19 protein-coding genes, 3 pseudogenes and 1 other annotated feature are annotated in these 20,795 nt (G+C 68.4%); of the genes and pseudogenes, 8 read left to right on the forward strand and 14 right to left on the reverse strand.

Features of this window, described 5'->3' with window-relative positions:
* Positions 1 to 69: 69 nt before the first annotated feature.
* Genes ABD770_RS13320 through ABD770_RS13335 form a run of 4 tightly spaced genes read right to left on the reverse strand, consistent with a single transcriptional unit; the run spans position 70 to position 4,429 of the window.
* Positions 70 to 981, reverse strand: a complete 912-nt coding sequence (locus ABD770_RS13320; protein ID WP_344820155.1) for a VOC family protein — start codon at positions 979 to 981, stop codon at positions 70 to 72.
* Positions 982 to 1,024: 43 nt separating this feature from the next.
* Positions 1,025 to 2,242, reverse strand: a complete 1,218-nt coding sequence (locus ABD770_RS13325) for an acyl-CoA dehydrogenase family protein (protein WP_344820156.1) — start codon at positions 2,240 to 2,242, stop codon at positions 1,025 to 1,027.
* Positions 2,243 to 2,272: 30 nt separating this feature from the next.
* On the reverse strand, positions 2,273 to 3,307 hold the full coding sequence (locus tag ABD770_RS13330; RefSeq protein WP_344820157.1) for an acyl-CoA dehydrogenase family protein: 1,035 nt from the start codon (positions 3,305 to 3,307) through the stop codon (positions 2,273 to 2,275).
* A 9-nt stretch (positions 3,308 to 3,316) separates the two neighbouring features.
* Entirely contained in the window at positions 3,317 to 4,429 is a 1,113-nt protein-coding gene (locus ABD770_RS13335; RefSeq protein WP_344820158.1) for an MBL fold metallo-hydrolase, read from the reverse strand.
* Between the two features lie 178 nt (positions 4,430 to 4,607).
* On the opposite strand from ABD770_RS13335, the gene ABD770_RS13340 reads away from it, so the two are divergent.
* The 6 genes from ABD770_RS13340 to ABD770_RS13365 all read left to right on the forward strand — a co-directional run bounded on the left by ABD770_RS13340 (position 4,608) and on the right by ABD770_RS13365 (position 10,362).
* A complete protein-coding gene (locus tag ABD770_RS13340) occupies positions 4,608 to 5,489 on the forward strand; it encodes an AAA family ATPase (protein WP_344820159.1) in 882 nt (293 codons plus the stop codon).
* 50 nt (positions 5,490 to 5,539) lie between these two features.
* Positions 5,540 to 6,835 (forward strand): VWA domain-containing protein, encoded by a 1,296-nt coding sequence (locus ABD770_RS13345; RefSeq protein ID WP_344820160.1) that lies wholly within the window; start codon positions 5,540 to 5,542, stop codon positions 6,833 to 6,835.
* Between the two features lie 62 nt (positions 6,836 to 6,897).
* The gene (locus ABD770_RS13350; RefSeq protein WP_344820161.1) at positions 6,898 to 7,377 is read left to right on the forward strand and encodes an FAS1-like dehydratase domain-containing protein; all 480 of its coding nucleotides are present in this window, start codon (positions 6,898 to 6,900) and stop codon (positions 7,375 to 7,377) included.
* A gap of 22 nt (positions 7,378 to 7,399) precedes the next feature.
* Positions 7,400 to 7,837 carry a MaoC/PaaZ C-terminal domain-containing protein gene (locus ABD770_RS13355; RefSeq protein ID WP_344820162.1) on the forward strand — a complete coding sequence of 146 codons (438 nt, stop codon included), beginning with the start codon at positions 7,400 to 7,402 and terminating at the stop codon, positions 7,835 to 7,837.
* Between the two features lie 181 nt (positions 7,838 to 8,018).
* Entirely contained in the window at positions 8,019 to 9,446 is a 1,428-nt protein-coding gene (locus ABD770_RS13360) for a carboxyl transferase domain-containing protein (protein WP_344820163.1), read from the forward strand.
* 211 nt (positions 9,447 to 9,657) lie between these two features.
* Positions 9,658 to 10,362: a TetR/AcrR family transcriptional regulator gene (locus ABD770_RS13365; RefSeq protein ID WP_344820164.1), complete on the forward strand. Its 705-nt coding sequence runs from the start codon at positions 9,658 to 9,660 to the stop codon at positions 10,360 to 10,362.
* 33 nt (positions 10,363 to 10,395) lie between these two features.
* Here ABD770_RS13365 and ABD770_RS13370 read toward each other — a convergent pair whose 3' ends face one another.
* The 8 genes and pseudogenes from ABD770_RS13370 to ABD770_RS13400 all read right to left on the reverse strand — a co-directional run bounded on the left by ABD770_RS13370 (position 10,396) and on the right by ABD770_RS13400 (position 17,747).
* The gene (locus tag ABD770_RS13370) at positions 10,396 to 11,481 is read right to left on the reverse strand and encodes an enoyl-CoA hydratase/isomerase family protein (RefSeq protein WP_344820165.1); all 1,086 of its coding nucleotides are present in this window, start codon (positions 11,479 to 11,481) and stop codon (positions 10,396 to 10,398) included.
* Positions 11,482 to 11,552: 71 nt separating this feature from the next.
* Entirely contained in the window at positions 11,553 to 13,001 is a 1,449-nt protein-coding gene (locus ABD770_RS13375; protein ID WP_344820166.1) for a class I adenylate-forming enzyme family protein, read from the reverse strand.
* Positions 13,002 to 13,059: 58 nt separating this feature from the next.
* On the reverse strand, positions 13,060 to 13,359 hold the full coding sequence (locus ABD770_RS13380) for a hypothetical protein (RefSeq protein WP_344820168.1): 300 nt from the start codon (positions 13,357 to 13,359) through the stop codon (positions 13,060 to 13,062).
* A 167-nt stretch (positions 13,360 to 13,526) separates the two neighbouring features.
* A protein-coding gene (locus tag ABD770_RS13385; protein WP_344820169.1) for an IS3 family transposase occupies positions 13,527 to 14,719 on the reverse strand; the annotation gives its coding sequence in 2 pieces (ribosomal slippage) (positions 13,527 to 14,432 and positions 14,435 to 14,719; 1,191 coding nt in all).
* Positions 14,680 to 15,525 carry an IS3 family transposase gene (locus ABD770_RS14965; protein ID WP_425562772.1) on the reverse strand — a complete coding sequence of 282 codons (846 nt, stop codon included), beginning with the start codon at positions 15,523 to 15,525 and terminating at the stop codon, positions 14,680 to 14,682. Before ABD770_RS14965 ends, ABD770_RS13385 begins: the two co-directional genes overlap by 40 nt.
* Positions 15,436 to 15,567: a sequence feature (AL1L pseudoknot), on the reverse strand. Its footprint overlaps the gene before it by 90 nt.
* Positions 15,522 to 15,848 (reverse strand): transposase, encoded by a 327-nt coding sequence (locus ABD770_RS14970; protein ID WP_425562773.1) that lies wholly within the window; start codon positions 15,846 to 15,848, stop codon positions 15,522 to 15,524. Its footprint overlaps the feature before it by 46 nt. Before ABD770_RS14970 ends, ABD770_RS14965 begins: the two co-directional genes overlap by 4 nt.
* 59 nt (positions 15,849 to 15,907) lie before the next feature.
* Positions 15,908 to 16,625 (reverse strand): annotated as a pseudogene (locus ABD770_RS13395) (transposase); the annotation flags it as partial.
* A gap of 78 nt (positions 16,626 to 16,703) precedes the next feature.
* A pseudogene (locus ABD770_RS13400) lies at positions 16,704 to 17,747 on the reverse strand (Asd/ArgC dimerization domain-containing protein).
* 73 nt (positions 17,748 to 17,820) lie between these two features.
* On the opposite strand from ABD770_RS13400, the gene ABD770_RS13405 reads away from it, so the two are divergent.
* Positions 17,821 to 17,997 carry a hypothetical protein gene (locus ABD770_RS13405; RefSeq protein WP_344820170.1) on the forward strand — a complete coding sequence of 59 codons (177 nt, stop codon included), beginning with the start codon at positions 17,821 to 17,823 and terminating at the stop codon, positions 17,995 to 17,997.
* Complete coding sequence (locus tag ABD770_RS13410) at positions 17,990 to 18,124, forward strand: hypothetical protein (protein WP_344820171.1); 135 nt, start codon at positions 17,990 to 17,992, stop codon at positions 18,122 to 18,124. The genes ABD770_RS13405 and ABD770_RS13410 overlap by 8 nt, the downstream gene beginning before the upstream one ends.
* A gap of 45 nt (positions 18,125 to 18,169) precedes the next feature.
* On the opposite strand, the pseudogene ABD770_RS13415 reads toward ABD770_RS13410, so the two are convergent.
* Positions 18,170 to 18,943, reverse strand: a pseudogene (locus ABD770_RS13415) (enoyl-CoA hydratase-related protein).
* A gap of 52 nt (positions 18,944 to 18,995) precedes the next feature.
* On the reverse strand, positions 18,996 to 20,792 hold the full coding sequence (locus ABD770_RS13420; RefSeq protein WP_344820172.1) for a cytochrome b/b6 domain-containing protein: 1,797 nt from the start codon (positions 20,790 to 20,792) through the stop codon (positions 18,996 to 18,998).
* Positions 20,793 to 20,795: the final 3 nt, after the last annotated feature.

Below are 20,795 nucleotides of genomic sequence, written 5' to 3' on the forward strand. Positions count from 1 at the left end.
CGGCGCCCGCGAACACGAAGCGGGCGGGCGCCGAAGCGCCCGCCCGCCATGTCGGAGCGACGAAAACTGCTACTTGCCGTCGCGCGGGCCGCCCGGCACGTCCCACGTGGTCCAGCGGAAAGGAACGCCGTGCGTCGTCGCCGGATCGCTGATGAGCGTCTGGTCGTCGCGGGCGACCGTCTTGATCCCCTTCTCCTCCAGGTACTCCTTCGTCTTGTCGAGGTCGAGCACCTTGAAGGCGGCCGCGTGATGGATCTCGCGGTTCTTCTCGAAGTCGGCCGCGGCGATCGTGCCGTCCGTGTTCGGCTTCGACAGCTGCACCACCGTGTCGCCCACCTGCACGTAGACGTCGTCGGTGCCGGTGAGCTCGGAGGATCCCTTGTGGAGCACCGTGCCGCCGAGCAGTTCGCCGTACACCTGCTCGGCGCGATCCAGATCCTTCGTCAGCACGGTCGTGTAGGCGAGGCCGGGCGTCTGGATCGGATGGTTGTTGATCCACCAGTTCGGATCCCAATCCGGCTTCAGCCTCGGGTCGTTCTCCTCGACGACGCCGTTCGGGCGCATGAACTCGAGCTGGGTGAGGGTGTCCTTCGGGTGCGTCATGATCGCGGAGTCCGGGCCCGGGCGCGTGTCCGTGAGCTTGCCTCCCTCGATGTACACGCGCACGCCCGCGTCCGTCAGCCGCTGCCAGATCTCGCCGGCGTCGTCCGTGTACCAGGCGATCGAGTGCCAGTGCGTGCCGAAGCGGTTGTAGAAGCGCCCGAGCGGATACTCCGCCCAGTCGTCGACGCGGAACGCGGGCGCGAGCGGTTCGATGACCGAGTCGCCGAGCAGCACGAGGGAGGCGTCGCGCCGCTCGCCCTCCATGTAGTGGTGGTCGAGGAAGCCGCGGCGAACGCTGAACACGTCGTCGTACCAGGCTTCGAGCGCGGGCAGGTCGTCCGTCAGGTGGATGATGTGGAAGAGGCGTCCAATCGCCATGAGTACTCCTTCGTTGATGGTCTCGGGTGAACGGTGCGGCTGCTCAGGAGAGCTTGGTGGATGCCGACACCCCGAAGTCGCGCGACCCCGGATAGTTCGGCCTGGGCAGCCCCAGGACGTGCTGCGCGATGATCGTGCGGAACACCTCGACGGTCCCGGCGTAGGTCGCGGTCCCCTGCGCGTAACGGTGGGCGTAGTCGATCTGCCCGTTGCCGATCGCGCCGTCCCCGTTCCGGGAGATCAGCGCTTCCCGCCCGATCAGATCGAGCAGCTCGGCCGAGCCCTCGACGAGGGTCTCCGCACCGGCGATGCGTCCGGCCGGCCCCGGCGTGATCACGGCCGCCTCGTAGCGGGCGGTGAGCGCGCCGATCCGTTCGAGCACACCGTCCTCGTCGGCCGGGCGCGAGCCGTCGGCGCGCGCGGTTCGCGCCCACTCCGCCGTGTCGTCGAGCGCGTAGGAGAGGTCGCGGATGAAGTTCGTGCCGATCGACGGCTCGTCGAGCCCGTCGTCCTCTCCCCCGCCGATGCTGTGCTCCTCGTCCAGGGGACCGTGGAGCACGCTCCAGCCGCCGTTGACCTCGCCGAGCCGGTAGTCGTCGCTCACGTGCACGTCGTCGTAGTAGACGATGTTGGTGCGCTCGCCGCTGTACGCCCAGATCCCCTGGATCTCGACCCCGGGAAGATCCAGCGGCAGCAGGAACATCGTCAGGCCCTTGTGCTTGGGCTGCGTCGGGTCGGTCCTGGTGATCAGGAAGGTGTACTGCGTCGTGTGGGCGCCCGTGGTGAACATCTTCGAGCCGTTGATGATCCACTCGTCGCCGTCGCGGACGGCCTTGGTCTTCGCGCCCGCGATGTCCGAGCCGCCGTCCGGCTCGGTGTACCCCAGGCTAAACCGGACCGTGCCCTTCGCCACGCCGGCGAGGACCTCGGCGCGGATTTTCGGGTTGCCGTAGCGCTCCACCGCCTTCGAGACGAGGTTGGTGGTGCCGAGCGCGATCATCGGCAGCCGCGTCTTCTTGAGTTCGAGGTCGAGGATCTTCGCCCCGAGACGGTCCAGGCCGGCCCCGCCGCGCTCCTTGGGCCACGTGGGCTGAATCCAGCCCCGCTCGCCGAGCGCCAGGTGGATCCTTTCGTTGAACGCGTCGCCGGTCTCGTGCTCGTGCTCGTACGCATCCGGCGTGAAGTACTCGCGCACGAAGTCGCGAATCTCCGTCCGGAGCCGTTCATGCTCCGGGCTGAGCTCGATCTTGCTGAAATCCATGAGTATCTGTCCTTACGCTTGTGATTGCTACTACGCAGCCGAGCCGATGCGCAGCTCGCCGATGCGGCGGCTGTCGTCGCGCGGATTGCCGGCTGCGAGCGCCCAACCCTTGGCACGAAGGAAGTAGAGGCTGGCGTCGGCCTCGACGGTGAACCCGAGGCCTCCCTGCATGTGCTGCGAGGTCGTCGCTCCGACGGTCGCGGTCTTCGTGGCCTCGACGAGGGCCGAAGCCTGCAGCCAGGGCTCGGTGTCGGGCTCGTGGTCCATGAACCAGGCGGCCCGGTAGGCGAGATTGCGCGATCCCGCGATGGCGATGGCGACGTCGGCGAGCGGGAAGGCGACGCCCTGCAGAACGCCGAGGGCGACGCCCATCGTCTCGCGCGACTTCACGAACTCGAGCGAGAGCTGGAGGGCGGCGTCGGTGAGCCCGACGAGCCCGGCCGCGGTCAGCGTCTTGAACTCGCGCAGCGCGACGTCGAACAGTCCCGCCGGGTCGGCCGCTGCCACCCGCGTCAGGCGCTCGGTCGAGGGATCGACCCACGCGTAGGGCAGCGACGCCTGGTTGGGCACGTGCGCGCGGCCCTCGGCGCTCACGACGACGAGCGACTCGCCGTCGAAGGCGACGACGTCGGACGCCGCGGCCGCCGAGGAGACGAGCTGGCGGCCGGTGAGCGGATCGATCGCAAGCCCGAGGATCCGCTCGCCCGCCATGGCCGCGGCGAGCAGCTCGCCGACCGAGTCGTCCCCGGCCGCGGCGAGCAGCCGGGTCGCGACGACGTGCTCGAGCAGCGGGACCGGCGCGAGTGCCCGACCGAACTCCTCGGCGATGATGACGAGCTCGGAGATCCCGACGCCGTCCCCGCCCTGTTCCTCCGGCACCCCCATCTGCGTGACGCCGAGCTCGAGCAGCTGCTCCCAGAGCTGCGGATCGAATCCCGTGGGTTCGGCCGCGCGCACGGTGGTCGTCGGGGATTGTTTCTCGAAGAAGTCCGCGAAGAGTTCGCGGATGGCCTCTTGCTCCTCGCTGAGCGAGAAGTCAATACGCCTGAGTTCGTTAGGATCCATAAGCCTTGATCAGCCTCTCAGTAGTTGTTGTCTCATTGTTCTCAGGTGTTCGACTGGGCGCGCGCCGTCGTCGATCACCCAGGCATCCGGGTGGCTCGATGCCTGTCTCACCCGTCCCTCGGCTTCGAGATGCTTGAGGTGGGTGTAGGTCTCTGCGAGCGCGGTCTGGCGCATGAAGCCGCTCGTCGCCTCCCAGCCGCGCGACCAGGAGATGCGTTCGGCGACCTCCCAGGTGGTGCGGGCGCCGGCCCGCACGGCGTCGAGGATCTCGAGGAAGCGCTCCTCGTGATGGTCGAGCATGGTGCCGATGCGCGAGGGGAGATCGGAGAAGCGGTACTCGTGCGCCGGGAGCACCTCGTCGACGTCGAGTTCGAGCATGCGCCGGAGCGAGTCGAGATACGTCGTGAGCGCCGGGTCGAGCGGCACGAACGCGGGCCGCGTCACGTGGGGGGTGATGCGGGGCAGCACGTGGTCGCCGGAGAGCAGGATCCGGTCGTTCTCCAGGAGGAAGCAGAGGTGTCCCCGGGTGTGGCCGGGCGTCCACAGCGCGACGACGTCGGGCCTTCCGGGCAGCGGCCGGTCGCCGTCCTGGATCACGACGTCGGGCAGCACGGCGTCGAAGTCGGGGGTGCTGCCGTGCGCCATCTGCTCGTGCATGGTGGCCAGCTGTCCGGGGCTCGCCCCGCGGTCGCGGAGCCATGCGGTGCCGGCTGCCGCAGCGCCGGGCAGTCCCGCGTCGATCTCGCGGATCACCTCTCGTTCGACCGCGTGCATCGCGACGACTGCGCCGCTGCGTTCCTTGATGCGCTGCGTGAGTCCGTGGTGGTCCGTGTGCGAGTGCGTGATGAGCACGTAGCGGACGTCCTCGACGGCGAAGCCGGTGCTTTCGAGCCCGCTCTCCAGCGCGCGCCACGACTCGTCGTGCGGCCACCCGCTGTCGACGAGGGCCACCCCGTCCGGAAGCTCGATGGCGTACACGATCACGTAGCGCAGCGGGCTGTCGGGGATGACGATGGGGAGCGACCAGAGCCCCGGGCGGATGCGCTCCACCGGCGGCACCCGGCGCTCGCGCCAGGCCTCGTGCTGGTGCCGACCTGCGGCTGACGGTGCGGCGGCTGTCATGGCCTCATCTCCTTTGACTGTCGACACCGTCGTTGCAGGAGCCGAGCTTCATCTCGAGCGACCGGCCACTGGGCCGAGCCCCCCGGAAGACAGGATGGCACTCGCGCTTGACTATTGTCAAATGCCTTACGGTAAGCTCATCTAGAGAAACACGGCGGCACCATCGGAGGTTCCCAGCATGGCTCAGCAACTCACCGTAGAGACGGCGCACGTCAGGCACTTCGCGAGCGCCGAGCAGGTAGCCGAAGAGCTCGCCGGCGTCCGATACCTCGCGGACGACGCGACCGCGCAGACGACCTTCCTCGCCGACGCGCTCTCGAAGCCGCTCCTGCTGGAGGGTCCCGCCGGGACGGGAAAGACGCAGCTCGCGCTGTCGGTCGCCGAGCTGACGGGATCGCGGCTGATCCGTCTCCAGTGCTACCAGGGGATCGACGAAGCGCGCGCGCTCTACGAGTGGGACTACCGCAAGCAGCTCCTCGCCATCCAGCGCAGCGAGGACGACGACGTCTCCGACGTCTTCTCCGAGGAGTTCCTCATCTCGCGCCCGCTCCTCGACGCCGTGCGCTCCGAGGAGCCCGTCGTCCTCCTCATCGACGAGGTGGATCAGCTCGACGTCGAGGCGGAAGCGCTCCTGCTCGAGTTCCTCTCCAGCTATCAGGTCTCCGTCCCCGAGCTCGGAACTGTGCGTGCGACTCGCGCCCCCCTCGTATTCCTCACCTCGAACAACAACCGCGAGCTGTCGGAGGCCCTGCGCCGCCGCTGCCTCTTCCTGCACGTGGACTACCCGGCGCCGGAGCGAGAGCGGGAGATCATCAAGGCTCGCGTGCCCGGGCTCTCGGATCGGCTCGCCGGCCGCGTGTCCGAGACCGTCGCCGCGGTGCGGAGCATGGACCTGAAGAAGAATCCCTCGGTCTCTGAGACGCTCGACTGGGCGCGGACCCTGGCCCTCCTTGGCGTGCCGGAGATCACCGACGAGACCGTGGTGAGCCACGCCAACATCCTCCTCAAGCATCAGGCCGACATCGACCTCATCCGCAACGAGCTCGCGCCGGCCTCATGATCGCCGCGGTCCACGCCCTGGCCGACGAACTCCGGCGGATACGGATCCCGGTGGCCACGTCGGATCTCATCGACGCCTCTCTCGCGCTCGACGCGGTGGACCTCTGCGACCGCGAGGGGGTGCGGGAGTCGCTCGCCGCCTGCCTCGTCAAGTCGCACGCTCACCGGGACGCGTACGATCTCCTCTTCGACCTCTACTTCGGTCCGGGAACGCCCGGGACGGACCCGGCGCTCTCCCTCCTCAAGGATGAGGAGCTCCGCGACTTCCTGCTGCGCAGCCTCCATCACGGAAACCGCCAGATGGTGCGCCAGATCGCCGGCGAACTCATCGAGCGCCACGCCAAGATCGTGCCGGGGCGGGCCGTCGCCGGCACGATCTACATCATGCGCACGCAGCGCGCGGTGCGGGCCGAAGAGCTGCCGGCCGACCTGCTGCGCCTCGAGGAGCTCTCGCCGCACGACGGTGTCGGGCGGATGGCGCTGCGGGCCGCCGAGGCCAGGGCCGACCGGGCAGCGCTCGACTTCGAACGGATACTCCAGAGCGAGGTCCGCCGACGGCTGGTCGAGGATCGCGGGGCGGACGCCGTTGCGGCGACGCTGCGGAACCCGCTGCCCGAAGACACGGGCTTCCTCACCGCGTCGGGCGAGGTCATCGACCGTATGGAAGGGGTCCTGGAACCTCTCGGCCGTGCGCTGGGCTTCGCGCTCGCGACGAAGCAGCGCGCGCACGCCCCCCGGTACCTCGATATCCGCGCGACCATCCGGCGCTCGATCTCTACCGGGGGCGCGCCCGTCGAGCTCCGATTCCGCGCGAGCCGGCCGCCGAAGCCGAAACTCGTCGTGCTGGCGGACATCTCGGGATCCGTGGCGAGCTTCGCCGCGTTCGCCCTCCAGCTGACGTACGCCTTGCGCTCGCACTTCTCCTCGGTGCGGTCCTTCGTCTTCGTCGACGGGCTCTCCGAGGTGACGGATCTGGTGTCGACCGCCTCCACCATCGTGGAGACCACTCGGCGCATCAACGACGAACGCCGCGGCTACGGCCCCGAGGGGCACTCGGACTACGGCAACGCGCTTCGTCTCTTCGCGGAGGATCGGCTCTCCACCGTCGACGCGCGGACGACGGTGCTCATCCTGGGCGATGCCCGCAACAACTATCGCGACCCGCGCCTGGACGCGCTCGACGCGATTCGGCAGCGCGCCGCGAGCGTCTACTTCCTGAACCCGGAGGCGAAGGGCCTGTGGAACGAGGGCGACTCCGTCGCGGACGAGTACGCCGAACACTGCACCGGCGCATTCGAGTGCCGCACGATTCGCGAGCTCGAGCGCTTCGTCTCCGCGCTCGCGTAACACTTCCCACGACAGGAAAGGACCCCATGGGAACCGACACCTCAACACACATTTCCGAGGCGATGCGGAACGCCGTCGGCACGGAGATCAGCCGGCGCGTGAGCTATCCCGTGTCGGACTCGGATATCCGACGCTGGGCGCTCGCGACGTACTGGCCCGATTCGCCTCCGGCGCGATTCCTCTCGACCGACACCGACACCATCGTGGCGCCGGAGGACTTCAACCCCTTCGCCTGGGCCGTCGTCGAATCGCACCGGCATCCCGACGCCGTGGACGCGGATCAGAACGATCCGGACAGCACGGAGAAGCAGATCGGCATCGCGGGCCCCGGCCTGAAGTTCATGCTCAACGGCGGGATGGTGGCGAACTACACGGGCGCCATTCGCCCCGGCGACACGATCACGAGCGTCAGCCGGCTCGGCGGCTACACCGAGCGCACGAGCCGGCTCGGTCAGATGCTCATCACCGTGCTCAGCGACGAGTGGACCAATCAGCGCGGCGACGTGGTCAAGCGCGTGGAAACCACGCTGCTGCGGTACTAGACCCGGAAGAGAGAAGAGAAGAATGACGAACACTGCTCCGGTCGACCGCGCGGGCTCGGCCATCGCGGTCGGCGCCGAGATCGCCCCGTACTCCCGCGAAACCGGCTTCGCGACGTGGAACCGGTACGCGGCGGTCAATGACGAATTCGTGCCGATCCACATGGATGACGAGGCGGGGAAGCGGGCCGGCTACGACGGCGCCTTCGGCATGGGAAACCTGCAGTTCGCGTACCTGCACAACGCGCTCCGCGACTGGGCGCCCGAGGACGCGCGCATCACGTCGGTGTCCTGCCAGTTCCGCAAGCCGAATCTCGGCGGCCGGGTGACCGTGCGGGGAACCGTGACGGCCGTCGAGGACACGTCCGACGGCGCCGTGGTGCACCTCGACGTGTGGACGGAGGACGAGGCGGGCGACAAGCTCGCTCCGGGAAGCGCCACACTGCTCTTCCCGTCGTCGTGAGGGACGCGCGGCCGCCGCTCGGCCGCTGACCCGTCGCAGACTCCGAGCCCGGGGTCCGGAGCGTGGCTTCGGACCTCGGGCTCCGTCCATCTCGAAATAACCGAATGACTTATCGTTCGCATTACGGTAGAATAGACCGGAAGAGGATCGCACAGCCGCGACTCGGACGATTGGACCGGTAGTGACACAGGAACCCGCACTCACGCTCGAGCGAAACACCATCACCGACCTCCCCTTCGCGGATATGTGGGATGCGGACCTCGGATCGCGCGATCCGCTCGACTTCCCCGGCTTCGAGGCCGTGAGCGCCCGCGACGAATCGCTGCGCGCCGGCCTCGTCCACGCGCCGCTCGGCGACTACGTGCTGATCGAGGTCGACTTCGCCCGCGAAGGCGGCACGCTCGGCGCCGTCACCGGAGAACGGATGGTGCGCGCCTACCGCCGCGCCACCGAACGCGGCCTGCCGATCGCCCAGATCATCAGCAGCGGCGGCGCGCGGCTTCAGGAGGGCTACTTCGCCCTCACGCAGATGACCCGCACCGCATCGGCGGCCGCGGCGCACCGCGCAGCCGGTCTCATGACCGCCTCGGCCTTCCGCTCCCCGACCGCCGGCGGAATCTTCGCCTCGTGGGGCAACACCGCCGAAGTCCGCGCCGCGAGTCCCGGCGCCACACTCGGTTTCGCCGGGCCTCGCGTCGTCCAGACCGTGACCGGCGCCTTCCCTCCCGCCACGTCGCACACCGCGGAATCGGCGCTGGCGAACGGCCTCATCGATGCCATCGTCCCCGAAGAGGAGCAGCTCGCCTGGCTCGAGCGCGCCATCGGCGTTCGCGCCGGAGCGCCCGCGCTCGCCACCGACCACGCCGGCCCAGCATTCGCCGGGGCCGCCGCGACGGCCTGGGACGCCATACTCGCGAGCCGGGCGCCCGAACGCCCCTCCGGCGCCGACTGGGCGTCCTGGATCACCGACAGCTGGATCGAGCTCCGCGGACCGGGCGAGCGCCTTCGCGCGGGCATCGCCGAGATCGGCGACCAGCGCCTCATCGTGATCGCGCTCGACCGCGACCGCAGCGGCGGTACGCTCTCGCTCCCGCGACCGGAGGACTATCGCCTGGCCCGGCGCGCCGTGGGCCTCGCCGACCGGCTGCGGCTCCCCGTCCTCACCATCATCGACACCCCCGGCGCCGACCCGTCGCCGTCCTCGGAAGCGGGAGGCATCGCGAACGAGATCGCGGAGCTGCTGGTGGCGCTCGCGGACCTGCGCAGCGTCAGCGTGTCGCTGGTCGTCGGCGAGGCCGGAAGCGGGGGCGCCGTCGCCTTCGCCCACACCGACACGCTCTACATGCTCGAGGGATCCGCGTTCCCCGTCATCGGCCCCGAAGCGGGGGCCGCCGTCATCTATCGCGATCCCGAGCGTGCGCGGGAATTCGCCGAGGCCATCCAGCCGCTGCCCGCTCAGCTCGTCGCCTTCGGCTTCGCCGACGCCGCGCTGCCGGAGACGGTGCCGGAGGTCCGAGCGGCGATCGCGGCGGCGCTCGATCCCGAACGGATCGGACGTCGCAACACGCGCCCCGACCGAGCGGTCGAGGGCGCCGTCGGCACGGAATGACCGCGCGCGATCTCGACGCCCGCTGAACGCCGAGAGCGGCACCGCCATCGCACCCGTCGTTCGCATCTGCACTAGAGTGTATGCGGGTGTGCTAGCGTCTGCATGTCGCGTCAGGCCGGTGAAACGGAACTTTCGCTCTCACGAGAAGCGCGATCCGGCCGGCCTTCGAAGGCGAATGCGGTCATCGAGCGAGGAACAGGAGGAAGGAACCATGGCGTCAAGCGGTACGCGCAAGCGCCGCGAACGAGGGTCCATCGTCCCCGAGGATATCCTCGCAGGCGCCTTCGCCGTCGCGGAGCGGGACGGCCTCGACAACCTGAGTATGCCGGAGCTCGCGAGCCACCTCGGAATCGGCGTGACCAGCATCTACTGGTATTTCCGCAGCAAGGACGATCTGCTGCGCAAGATGACCGACCAGGCGACGACGCTGCTGCAGGACAGGCTGCCGACGCCGACGGACTGGAAGCCGGAGGAGTGGCAGGAGTTCCTGCTGGCCTACTTCTCGACCGAGCGCGCCTCACACCAGGACGCCAACGTCCTCACCGACCTCGTGCTCATGCGGACCTCCAGCTACAGCATCCCGTCGACGCATCGCGTCTATCGGAGCGTCGAGCGCGTGCTGGCGTATCTCGTCGAGGTGGGGTTCGCTCCGCGACAGGCCTGGCAGGTGTTCTCGGCGCTGTCCCTCTACACGCGCGGTTTCATCATCACGGAGCGGACGCGACGCGTCAACCAGACCCCGCCCCTCGGCAGCCCGCAGTTGTCACTTATCGACGTGGACACGATGCCGATCCTCACGGAGCTGATCACCCATCACTCGGCGATGCTCGACATGGCCGACGATGAGAGCTTCGAGTTCGGGGTTCGCCTTGCGCTGGACCAGGCCGCCCGCGTTCTCGAGGGCACGACGAGCTGACGGCGCGCCCGCGCCGCGTGCGGAAGGGTGCCGCTACCCCGCTTCGGCGGCCGCGCCGCCCGTCTCGCGCAGCTCGTCGACGAGCCCCCAGGCGAGCGCGGCCTCGGCGTCGATGCGCCGGCCGGTCACGCAGAGCGCGAAGGCGCGCCAGCGACCGATGCGCCGCGGCAGGCTCACGGTTCCCCCCGCGCCGGGAATGAGGCCCATCGAGATCTCGGGGAGCAGGAACGTCGTCGAGGGGTCGGCCGTGGTGTGCCCGGCGAGCGCCGGTATCTCCACGCCGGCGCCGACGCATGGTCCGTGAACCTCGAACCTGATCCGCTCCCTCAGAGACCCGACCAGCCTGCCCGCGCCCCCGCGAGTGCGAATCAAGTGCGCTTCGCCGAGGTCCGAGGCCAGCCCGAACTCGGCGAGGTCGCCGCCGGCGCAGAAGCTCGGGCCGGCGCCGTCGACGACGACGAGCTCGATGCCGGGGTCCGCCTCGGCCACGGTCAGCGCGCCGACGAACTCGTTGCGCAGCTGCGCCCCGTAGGCGTTTCTCCGTTCGGGGCGATTCAGGGTGATGCGCAGCGTGTCGCCGTCCCGTCGCAGGCGCACCGGTTCCGTCACGTGCGGCGGAGACGAGGGCGTCCGATCGCCGAGCCAGGCTTCGAACTCCCGCCCGCCGAGCAGCGTCGAATAGGCGAGCGACTCGACCGTGAGGGCCTCCGGCACCGCGAGCGAGGCGGTCGCCCGCAGCGTGTCGAGAAAGACGGCCGAACTCTGCGGGTGCTGTGCGACCGCCTCCGCGAGCCCGAGCGCGTGGGCGTCGGCGTCGTCGACGAACACTGCCGAGCGGCGCTCGGCGCCGCCGACGGCGAAGGTCGTGGCGAGCGCCTCCAGCAGACCGTCGGACGCGGGGTCCGGTGACGGCAGGAGGTTTGCCGTGCCGACGAGGATCCGGTCGGTGGATGAGGCCCGCACCGCGGCACGGGTCCACGTCGCGTCGTCGACGGGCTGATCGAGCGAGACGATCGTGACGACGTCACGATCGTCGGGATCGTAATCGCCGAGAAGGCGATCGACGCGGCCCGCGGCCAGATCCTCCACGGAGATGTGCAACGGTTTCGCGAACCCCACGTCGGCGGTTCCTCTCTCCCACGATCACCGCTCGAGGACGGCCCCGGCCGCGCGGGCGGGGCCGTCCTCGATCAGCGAGCGGCTCCTTCGAGCAGGCCCTCGACGAGATGACGTCGCAGCACCTTGCCCGTGGGGGTCGTCGGGATCTCCTCGACGAAGTACACCTCGTCCGGCGTCTTCGAGCTGCGCAGGTGCTGACGGGCATAGTCCCGCACCTCGTCGCGGTCGAGGCTTCGTCCCGGCTTCAGCACGATGAACGCGGCGATGACGCTGCCCCACTCCTCGTTCGGCACGCCGGCCACCGCGACGTCCTGGACGGCCTCGTGCCTGAACAGGACCTCTTCGATCTCCGCCGGCGCGATGTTCTCGCCGCCGCGGATGATGGTGTCGTCGGCACGACCGTTGACGAAGATGTAGCCGTCGGCGTCGATGTAGCCGAGGTCGCGGGTGCGGAACCATCCGTCCTCGTTCACGAGGGACCCCGATTCCCGGTACTCGCCGGCGACCTGGGGACCGCGAACCACGATGTCCCCCTCGACGCCGGGAGGGCAGGGATTGCCGTTCTTGTCCTGGACCTGGATCTCCACCCCCGGGAGCGCGCGACCGACCGAGCCCAGACGAGCTCGCACCAGCGGATCCTCGCTGGCGATCGCCTCACGATGGTCGTCGGGGCCGAGAATCGCGATCGACGAGGCGGTTTCGGTGAGACCGTACGCGTTCACGAAGCCGACCTCCGGGAAGACCTCGAGCGCGCGCTGCAGCACGGTTGCGGGGACCTTCGCGCCGCCGTAGGAGATGCCCCGCAGCGTCGGCGGCGCATCCTGTCCGCTCTCCTCGAGCGCGTGCACTATACGGGAGAGCATCGTGGGCACGACCATCGCGTTGGTGATGCCCTCCCGGTGCACCACGTCGAGCCACTCCTCGGCGCTGAAGTGATCGAGATACACGACGCGCCGACCCGCGAACAGGTTCGAGAGCATGTTCGCGACCGCCGCGATGTGGTACGGCGGGACGCTGACGATCGTGGCCGCTTTAGGCTCCGTCGAGGCAAAGTCGACGGACGAGAAAATGTACGAGGTCAGGTTCTGGTGCCGCAGCAACGCGCTCTTCGGCGCGGCTGTCGTGCCGCTGGTCATCAGGATCACGGCGACTTCGTCCGGCTCCGTCGGCGTCGCCTCCTCCCCCACCCCCTCCCGGGCGATTCGCTCGAACTCGTCGAGCGAAAAGGCCCCGGTCCCGATGCGCTTGGCGTCCCGGGTCAGCAGCAAAAGACCCTCCTGCCGTTCGAGGATCTCGTCCAGTTGCTCGTCGCTCAGCCGGAAGTTGAGGGGCAGGAACGGCACACCCGCGTATGCGGCCGCGAAGAGCGCGACCGGGAACTCGGGGCCGTTACCGCCAAGATATCCGACGACCAGGGCGCCGCTCTTGCGGATGTGCGCCGCGCCCGCGAGGGCACGACGGCGCAACTCTGCCGGGGTCAGCCCCTCCGCCTTGGTACCGATGAGAATGCGGTCACTCATCGCCGTTGCCGACATGTCGAGCAAAGAAGTGATATTCATCGTTGAACCTTCGGGGACCTTAGTCCGATGCGGGGAGCGGCTTGGACTCTTTCAACGTCAGCTCACGACCGTCGAAAGTGAGCGGGCCGGGACCCGCGGAGATGACGAGCAGCTCGATTCCCGAGGGTTGATCCACGTAGCGCTTCCCCACCGGCAAGACTTCGCCGGCCGACGCGCTCGCGGCGCTGTTCGAAACGGCATCGACGGTCAACTCCGCACCCGCGGCCTTGAGAACCCCGTCGGCGTCCGAGCCGCGCACGACCACGACCTGTGCGCTGGTGGCCGTCGAGCGCAGTTGACTGCCTACTTTAATCGCCATAGTAAGTCTTCCTCCTCATCGAAGATGCGTACCGATTGGTGCCTACCTGGAGAACTTACCACATAATCGAAAGGCATACGGTAACGTCATCGCAATTCACACTGAGAGAGCGGAAACGGCGTCTTTCCGCCGGTCGGGTCTGATGTAGGAACAGGTGACAGTTCTGGTTAGGCCGCGAGGGCCAGGTCGTTGTTCATGATGGTCTCGAACTCGATCGGCGTCAAACGGCCCAAGCGGACCTGCCTGCGTCGCCGGTGGTAGGTCCGCTCGATCCAGGTCACGATCGCGATCCGCAGTTCCTCACGTGACGCCCAGGAGCGCCGGTTCAGGACGTTCTTCTGCAGCAGGCTGAAGAACGACTCCATTGCCGCGTTATCGCCGCAGGACGCGACCCTGCCCATCGAGCCGACGAGGTTGTGCGCGGCGAGTTCTCGACGCAGTTTCCTGCTTCGAAATTGCGATCCACGGTCGGAATGCACGATGCAGCCGTTCACGTCTTGGCGCATCCGGACCGCGTTTCGGACAGCGCGGACCGCGAGTGATGCTTTCATTCTCGAGTCGATCGAGTAGCCCACGATCCGACCACTGAAAGCGTCCTTGACCGCGCAAAGATAGAGTCGGCCTTCACTCGTTTTGTGTTCCGTGATGTCTGTCAGCCAGAGCTGGTTCGGTCGGGAAGCTGTGAACTGGTGACGCTCACGCCCGTGCTCGTCGATAACGACACAGAGATCGTCGTGAACAGCAGGGCCAGGCTTCTTCCCATTCTTGCTTCGCTTCTTCCCGAACACACTCCACCAGCCGTTCACCGATGCGATCCGCCACGCCGTCCGGTCCGACATCGCTTGTCCCTTGTCGCGGGCTTCGTCGGCGAGGAGCCGATACCCGAATTCGGGGTCGTCACGATGTGCGTCGAACAGCGCGTTCGCGCGATACGCCTCGCCCAACTCCCGGCTGGTGACTGGCGTCTTCAACCAGCGGTAGTAGGGCTGGCGGGCGAGCTTCAATACCCGGCACGACACCACGACGGGAATCCCGTCAGCGGCGAGCTCGCTCACGAGCGGGTAGAGCCTTTTCCCGGCAGATGAGCCTGCGACAGATACGCCGCTGCGCGACGCAGCACCTCATTCTCTTGTTCGAGGAGGCGATTGCGTTTGCGGAGCTCACGCAGCTCGGCGGACTCCGACTTCGTCTCACCCGGCTGTTCGCCGGCCTCGACACGTGCCTGACGCATCCACTTGTCGAGCGTTCCAACATGGACGCCGAAATCTCTCGCGATCTGCGCGAGAGTGACGTCTGGATCACGGTTCTGGGCGACGCGGATCACATCGTCGCGGAACTCCTTAGGAAACGGCTTGGGCATGATGACATCCTTCCAGGCCAGCTCTCTCGGCTAGCCACGTTTGATGTCACCTGTTCCTGCATCAGACCCATCGTGGACTCCATCAGCGCGTTATCCAGCACATCACCCACGGAACCAATCGACCCGGCAATCCCCGCCTCCTGTAACTCCTCGGTGAACGCCAATGACGTGTACTGGCTGCCGGCATCGCTGTGATGCAAAAGGCCGGTCGTAGTGAACTCGACATTCGTTCGGCGTCTCGTGAACAGCGACTGCTCAAGCGCCGAGAGCACCAAGGTGGTGGTCTTGCTCGTCATGACTCGCCACCCGAGGATCCGACGCGAGAACACAGCGGTGATGAAGCTGACGTAGCAGAACCCGGCGATGGTCCACACGTAGGTGAAGTCCGCCACCCACCACTGATCCGGGCGTGATGGCCACGCCCACTGCCGTTTCACATGATCGGGATGACGGGCAGCTTTCGGATCAGACTCTGTGGTGACGGTCTTCCGCCAGCCACGCTTCACTCCGCTGATCCCGGCGAGTTTCATGAGTCGCTCGACCCGGTCCCGGCCGATCTGTATTCCGGCGCGCAGCGCAGCTTTCCAGAGCTTTCGTCGCCCATACAAGCGACGGTTCCGCTTCCAAATGTCGGAGATCTTGTTCGCCGCGTAGGCGTCCTCGAGCTCACGATCGCTCGGGCCGAAACCACGAGCCTGGTAGGCGTAGTAAGTGGATGGGGCGACCCCGATACCGTGCTCGGCGAGCACGGTCAGGATCGGCTCGACCCCGAACCTGTCCGCATAGGCGCGGACGTAGTCGATCACTGTCCGAGTTTGCGGTCGAGCTCCGCTGCCGCGAAAAACGCTGACGCGGTCTTCAGGATCTCGTTCGCTCGACGCAGTTGCGCGTTCTCACGCCGCAGCCGGCTGATCTCCTCACTCGGCACCTCGGCTGCCGGTTGCCGAGGCTGCCCATCAGCGAGTGCCCGGTCGACCCACCCGCGAAGGGTCTCAGCGCTGATCCCAAGAAGTTCACCGACCTCGCGATACGCGGCAGCCTTCGAGGTGCCCCCCTCGGTGATGCGGTCCTCGCACATCCGGATCGCGCGGGCACGGGTTCCCTCATCGTACTTCCGTGGTGCTGGCATGATCTCAATTCTCACTTTCGTGTCAGATCATGACCTCCGACAAACCCAGGCCGATTCACATCGCTGACGAGCTCGACGCGCATGTGATCAGCCATCGACCACCCCACCACTTCACGGTTGTACAGATCAATCACGGTCGCGAGATACAGCCATCCCTCCCTGGTGCGCAGATACGTGATGTCACCGACGGACCGCTGCCCTGGCTGCTCGGCGGTGAAGTCGCGGCGCAACCAGTCCGGACGGTCCTGGGCGTCGAGTGCGGGAATCGTGGTCCGCTTCGACGCACGCGGCTGCACCCCGTGCACACCGAGCTGGCGCATCAGCTTCCGCACCAGGCCCGCCGAGGCCGTGACACCCCTGCGGGCAAGCTCGTGGAGCATCCTCCTCGCCCAGGCGTAGTAGCCGGCCCGAGACACCTTCAGGAGGCGTGTCATCAGGCCAATCGTGTGGTGGGCCTTCTCCTCGTGGATCAGCTGGAACTTCACGCTCACCGCTGTTCCTTCGCGAAGAAGGCCGCGGCTTTTTCAGGAACGCGTTCTCCTCTGCCAGACGACGGTTCTCCGCCTCGAGCCTCGCATATCGCGCGGCGTCGACCGGGGCAGGCGCCGTCTGCGGGTCCGGGTCGGCTTGCCGGTAGTTCTTCACCCAGTACCCGAGAGAAGACTCGGTAATCTCGAGCTCCCGGGCGACCTGCGCGATCGGCCGCTGTCCCTGGATGACGAGTTGCACAGCGTCGGCCTTGAACTCGTCAGTGAACTGACGGCGGGGTTTCTTCATGGTCATGTCGTACATTCAACTTCCTGGTAACGACTGTCTACCCCAAGTGCCACACCCCGCCCCGGGGTGTGGTCACGGTTACGGTGCGAATCCGTTCGTCGAGAGGCCGGTCGTCTCGGGGACCCCGAGCGCGATGTTGGCAGACTGGATTGCGGCGCCTGCGGTGCCCTTGGCGAGGTTGTCCAGCGCCGCAACGACGACGACGCGGGCCACGCCTCGTCAACGACCGCGATCATGAGGCAGATGTTCGCGCCGATCGTGTCGTCCGTACGCGGGAGCACGCCCTTGAGCAGCAGATGCGCGAACGGCTCCTCCGCGTACGCCGCCTCCCAGGTCTCGCGCACGCTCGTAGCAGTCGCGCCCCACGCGAGCGACGTGAGCGACGTCGCGAGGATCCCGCGGCCCATCGGCACGAGCACTGGGATGAAACTGATGGTGAGCTCGTCACGGGCGCTCGCGTTCCTCAGCGCCTGCCGGATCTCCGGGATGTGCCGGTGCACCTCGCCGGCCGCGCAGAGGTTCGCGTTGCCCATGAGCTCGGCGCCGAGCAGGTGCGTATTCGCGGCATTGCTCGCGACGGCCGGGCCGACCGCCAGTACGGAGACGAGATCCTGCGCCTCGATCGTACCGGAGGCCATCCCGGGCGCGAGCGACAACGCGATCGTGGAGGTGTTGCAGCCGGGGCGGTGATCCTCGTCGTCGCAGTCAGGTGTCGGGCTGCGCCCCGCAGTCCCAAGTATTTGCGACGATGAGCTCGGGCACCCCGTACGTCCACGGCTCGTGATCTTCCCCACAGTTGAAGTCCTCGCCGCTCGTCAGGCGAGGATCCGCCCCGCAGGCGACCAAAAGACGTACGTCGGCGAGTTGCGCGGTGAGCGTCCCGGAAGCGCCGTGCGACAGCGCAAAGACTGCGCCACGACCGTCGAGGTGCTCGGGCGTTGTCTCGAGGAGCGTGAGATGCGCGAGGGGTCGCAGCTACGGCTGCGACTCGACGAGCAGACGGTTCAAGCTGGAATGAGCGCTGACGGTGCGGATCTCGAACTCGGGGTGCGCCGCGAGCAGCCGCAGCAGCTCGCCACCCGCGTATCCACTCGCGCCGGCGACGGCAACGATGTAGGTCATACTTTCTCGCTTACTGAAGACCTCCCTATTCTGGCACCCGCCGGGACCGGTCACGCACCGTAGGCTGAGATGCATGTCTGAATCGAATGACGCCCGACTCGCCGAGATGCGCGAGCAGATCGACGCGCTGGACCGGAGGATCGTGACGCTCATCGCCGAGCCTGAGAGGTGCGTGCTGGCTGCGGGAGCGCTGAAGAAGGACGAGGCGGGCGGGCGGGCGAGCGCCGGCCCACGTCGAGGCGGTGGTTGAGAAGGTGCGCGGGATCGCGGCCGATCGCGGCGGCTCGACCGACGTCGTCGAGCGGACCTACCGCGCCCTCATCGCGGCGTTCATCGACCTGCAACGGGAGCAGCATCGCGCAGGTGCGGGATCCTGACCGGCGCGGCGCGACCCGTCGAGGACAGCGCCGCGGCCGATCGCGTTAGCGGTTCCTGAACTCGGGGGCGCGCTTCTCGGCGAAGGCGCGCATGTCCTCCTTCTGGTCCTCAGTCGCGAACGCGGCGGCGAAGGCCTGGGGCTCGAAGCGCAGTCCCTCCGCGAGCGGCATCTCCTGCGCGGCCTGCAGCGCATCCTTCGCCGCGTACACGGCCGGCAGCGACCTGGATGCGATCGTCTCCGCTGTCTTGCGCGCCTCGTCGAGCAGCGCGTCGGCGGGGACGACGCGGGAGACGAGCGCCCCGACCGCTCGGCCTCCTCGGCGCCCATCTGACGCCCGGTAAGCACCATCTCAGCGGCCTTGTACTTCCCGATCGCGCGCGGCAGGCGCTGGGATCCGCCGAAGCCGGGCAGGACGCCGAGGTTGATCTCGGGCTGGCCGAACCTCGCCGCGTCGGCGGCGATGCTGTCGCACATCATCGCTAGCTCGCAGCCGCCGCCGAGCGCGAAGCCCGCCACGGCCGCGATCACCGGGGTGCGCATCCGCTTGAAACCGCCCCCGCCGGGGAACGGCCGTCGAGATACATATCGGCGTAACCGAGCTCGGCCATCTCTTTGATGTCGGTGCCCGCCGCGAACGCCTTCTCCGAGCCGGTGATGACGATCGCGCCGACCCCGGGTCGGCGTCGAAGCCGAGAGCGGCGTCGAGGAGTTCGCGTGCAAGCGCCGAGTTCAGCGCGTTGAGCGCTTCCGACCGGTGGAGCGTGATCGTGGCGACGCGGCCCCGCTCCTCGGTGAGAATGGACGTGTACTCGCTCATCGCTGATCCTTCCACTGGGTGGGCCGGGACGCTCCCGCCCCGGAGCGCGAGCCTACCGGTTGCTGACCTTCCCGAACAGCCCCGCGATGGGTGCGAGGATGAGCGGCCGCGCCGCGAACCAGGCGCCCACGGTGACCGCGATCGCCGCCGCGAACAGCCAGAAGCCCGTCCAGTTCACCACGTCCGTTCCCGCGTACATGTGGTTCAGGTTTCTGAGCGCACCGGTCGCGAAGACGAGGAACACGTGAATGATGATGAACAGCACGAAGAAGATCATCGTGGGGAAGTGAAGCGCACGCGCCACCGTAGCGGGATAGATCTTGTTGAGCTTCTCCGCGTTCTTCGGCCACCACTCGCTCATCCGCACCCCGGTGATCGCCGCCAGCGGCGCCGCCACGAACACGACGAGGAAGTACATGATCTGCTGCAGGCTGTTGTAATTCACCCACCCGTTCTCGGTCGGCCAGTCCAGCGTCAGGTACTGCAGGAGCGCGGACGCCGCGTTCGGGAACACCTCCCAGCTGGTCGGCACGATCCGGGCCCAGTGACCCGACGCGAACAGGAGCACCACGAACACGACGCCGTTGACGAGCCACAGCACGTCGAGGGAGGTGTGCAGCCACAGATTGATGCTGATCTTCTTGCCGCCGCGCTTCGACGTCCAGAACGCCGGGGGCTTCTGCTGGTTACGCACCTGCAGACCGGTCCGGATGATCAGAATCATCAGGAAGAAGTTCAGGAAGTGCGTCCACCGGGCCCACGCGGGGAACCCCGGTTCCGTGGTCTCCGGCAGTTCGTACTCACCCGGGAACCGCTTCAGGAACTCTGGTACGCCCGGCAGCGTCGTGACACCGCGAGCGGCGAGCACGATGATCGCGGCCGCGACCACCGCGCCGACCACGCAGAGGACGCCGAGCTTCACCCACTGCGCCAGCGTGCGCGACCCGATCATCACCGGCTCCCGCTTCGGCTTGGCGGGCCCGGCCGCTTGGGCGGAAGCGGGCGCCGGGGCGGCGACCGCTCGAGGCGCCTCGGCAGGGGCCTTCTCCGGAGTGGTCGCCCGCGCCGGGGCCGCCGCTACCGCTTCGCGCGGTGCGGGGGGCTCCGCGGCCTTCTGCGCAGGAGCCTCGGGCGCGGACCCGCGCGGGGTCGCGGGCAGGCCGGTCCGGACCCGGCCCCGCGGGGCGGGAGACCCCGCCGGCGGCGCGGCCGGGACCGCCGGGGCCGACTCCGCGGACGGAGCCGACGCGGCCGGAGCCGGCTCGGCGGCCGGGGACGCCGGCGCAAAGCCCGCGGCGGGCCACGGCTCGCCACCGGCCACCCGGGGCAGGCCCCGACGCAGCGGCGTGTCGCTCGTGCCGCCGGACGCGGCCGGAGCCGCCGCGCGCCCGGCCTCGGCAGCTGTGTGCGCTTCGTCCGGCTCGCGCATCTCCGGCGCGTGTGCCGCGATCGGTTCGCCAGGCGCGTCGCCCACCGCGACCGAACCGACCGCGGGAACCGAGACCTCGCCGGCCGGCGGCCAGGGCTGCTCCCCCGTCACGCGCGGCAGGCCCCGGCGGAGGCTGCGGGTCGTCATCACGGCCGGCGCACCGCCGCTTCCCGCGGGCGCGGATACCGCCGGGACCTCGGGCGCGCCCGAGGTCGGAGCGCCCGGGACGGCCGCGGCCTCCGTCTCCACCGAACGTTCTGCGGCCGGCGCCGCGTGCGCGGGGCCCGAAGCGGACGGCGCCACGGCCGGATCCGGCGTCGTGGACTCCGGCGCGACGGCCCACTCCGGAACCTCGCCGGCCGGCGGCCACGGCTCGCCGCCCGACACGCGCGGCAGCCCTCGACGGAGAGATTGAGACATCAT

The organism is Microbacterium soli (genome assembly GCF_039539005.1).
GTDB classification, from domain to species: Bacteria; Actinomycetota; Actinomycetes; order Actinomycetales; family Microbacteriaceae; genus Microbacterium; species Microbacterium soli.

What these genes read in the sequence shown, in the direction of transcription:
- ABD770_RS14970 (WP_425562773.1), bottom strand. Translation starts at nt 15,848, where the DNA reads ATGCCAGCACCACGGAAGTACGATGAGGGAACCCGTGCCCGCGCGATC.
- ABD770_RS13355 (WP_344820162.1), top strand. Translation starts at nt 7,400, where the DNA reads ATGACGAACACTGCTCCGGTCGACCGCGCGGGCTCGGCCATCGCGGTC.
- ABD770_RS13365 (WP_344820164.1), top strand. Translation starts at nt 9,658, where the DNA reads ATGGCGTCAAGCGGTACGCGCAAGCGCCGCGAACGAGGGTCCATCGTC.
- ABD770_RS13420 (WP_344820172.1), bottom strand. Translation starts at nt 20,792, where the DNA reads ATGTCTCAATCTCTCCGTCGAGGGCTGCCGCGCGTGTCGGGCGGCGAG.
- ABD770_RS13330 (WP_344820157.1), bottom strand. Translation starts at nt 3,307, where the DNA reads ATGGATCCTAACGAACTCAGGCGTATTGACTTCTCGCTCAGCGAGGAG.
- ABD770_RS13335 (WP_344820158.1), bottom strand. Translation starts at nt 4,429, where the DNA reads ATGACAGCCGCCGCACCGTCAGCCGCAGGTCGGCACCAGCACGAGGCC.
- ABD770_RS13375 (WP_344820166.1), bottom strand. Translation starts at nt 13,001, where the DNA reads ATGAGTGACCGCATTCTCATCGGTACCAAGGCGGAGGGGCTGACCCCG.
- ABD770_RS13320 (WP_344820155.1), bottom strand. Translation starts at nt 981, where the DNA reads ATGGCGATTGGACGCCTCTTCCACATCATCCACCTGACGGACGACCTG.
- ABD770_RS13380 (WP_344820168.1), bottom strand. Translation starts at nt 13,359, where the DNA reads ATGGCGATTAAAGTAGGCAGTCAACTGCGCTCGACGGCCACCAGCGCA.
- ABD770_RS13405 (WP_344820170.1), top strand. Translation starts at nt 17,821, where the DNA reads ATGTCTGAATCGAATGACGCCCGACTCGCCGAGATGCGCGAGCAGATC.
- ABD770_RS13350 (WP_344820161.1), top strand. Translation starts at nt 6,898, where the DNA reads ATGCGGAACGCCGTCGGCACGGAGATCAGCCGGCGCGTGAGCTATCCC.
- ABD770_RS13325 (WP_344820156.1), bottom strand. Translation starts at nt 2,242, where the DNA reads ATGGATTTCAGCAAGATCGAGCTCAGCCCGGAGCATGAACGGCTCCGG.
- ABD770_RS13340 (WP_344820159.1), top strand. Translation starts at nt 4,608, where the DNA reads ATGGCTCAGCAACTCACCGTAGAGACGGCGCACGTCAGGCACTTCGCG.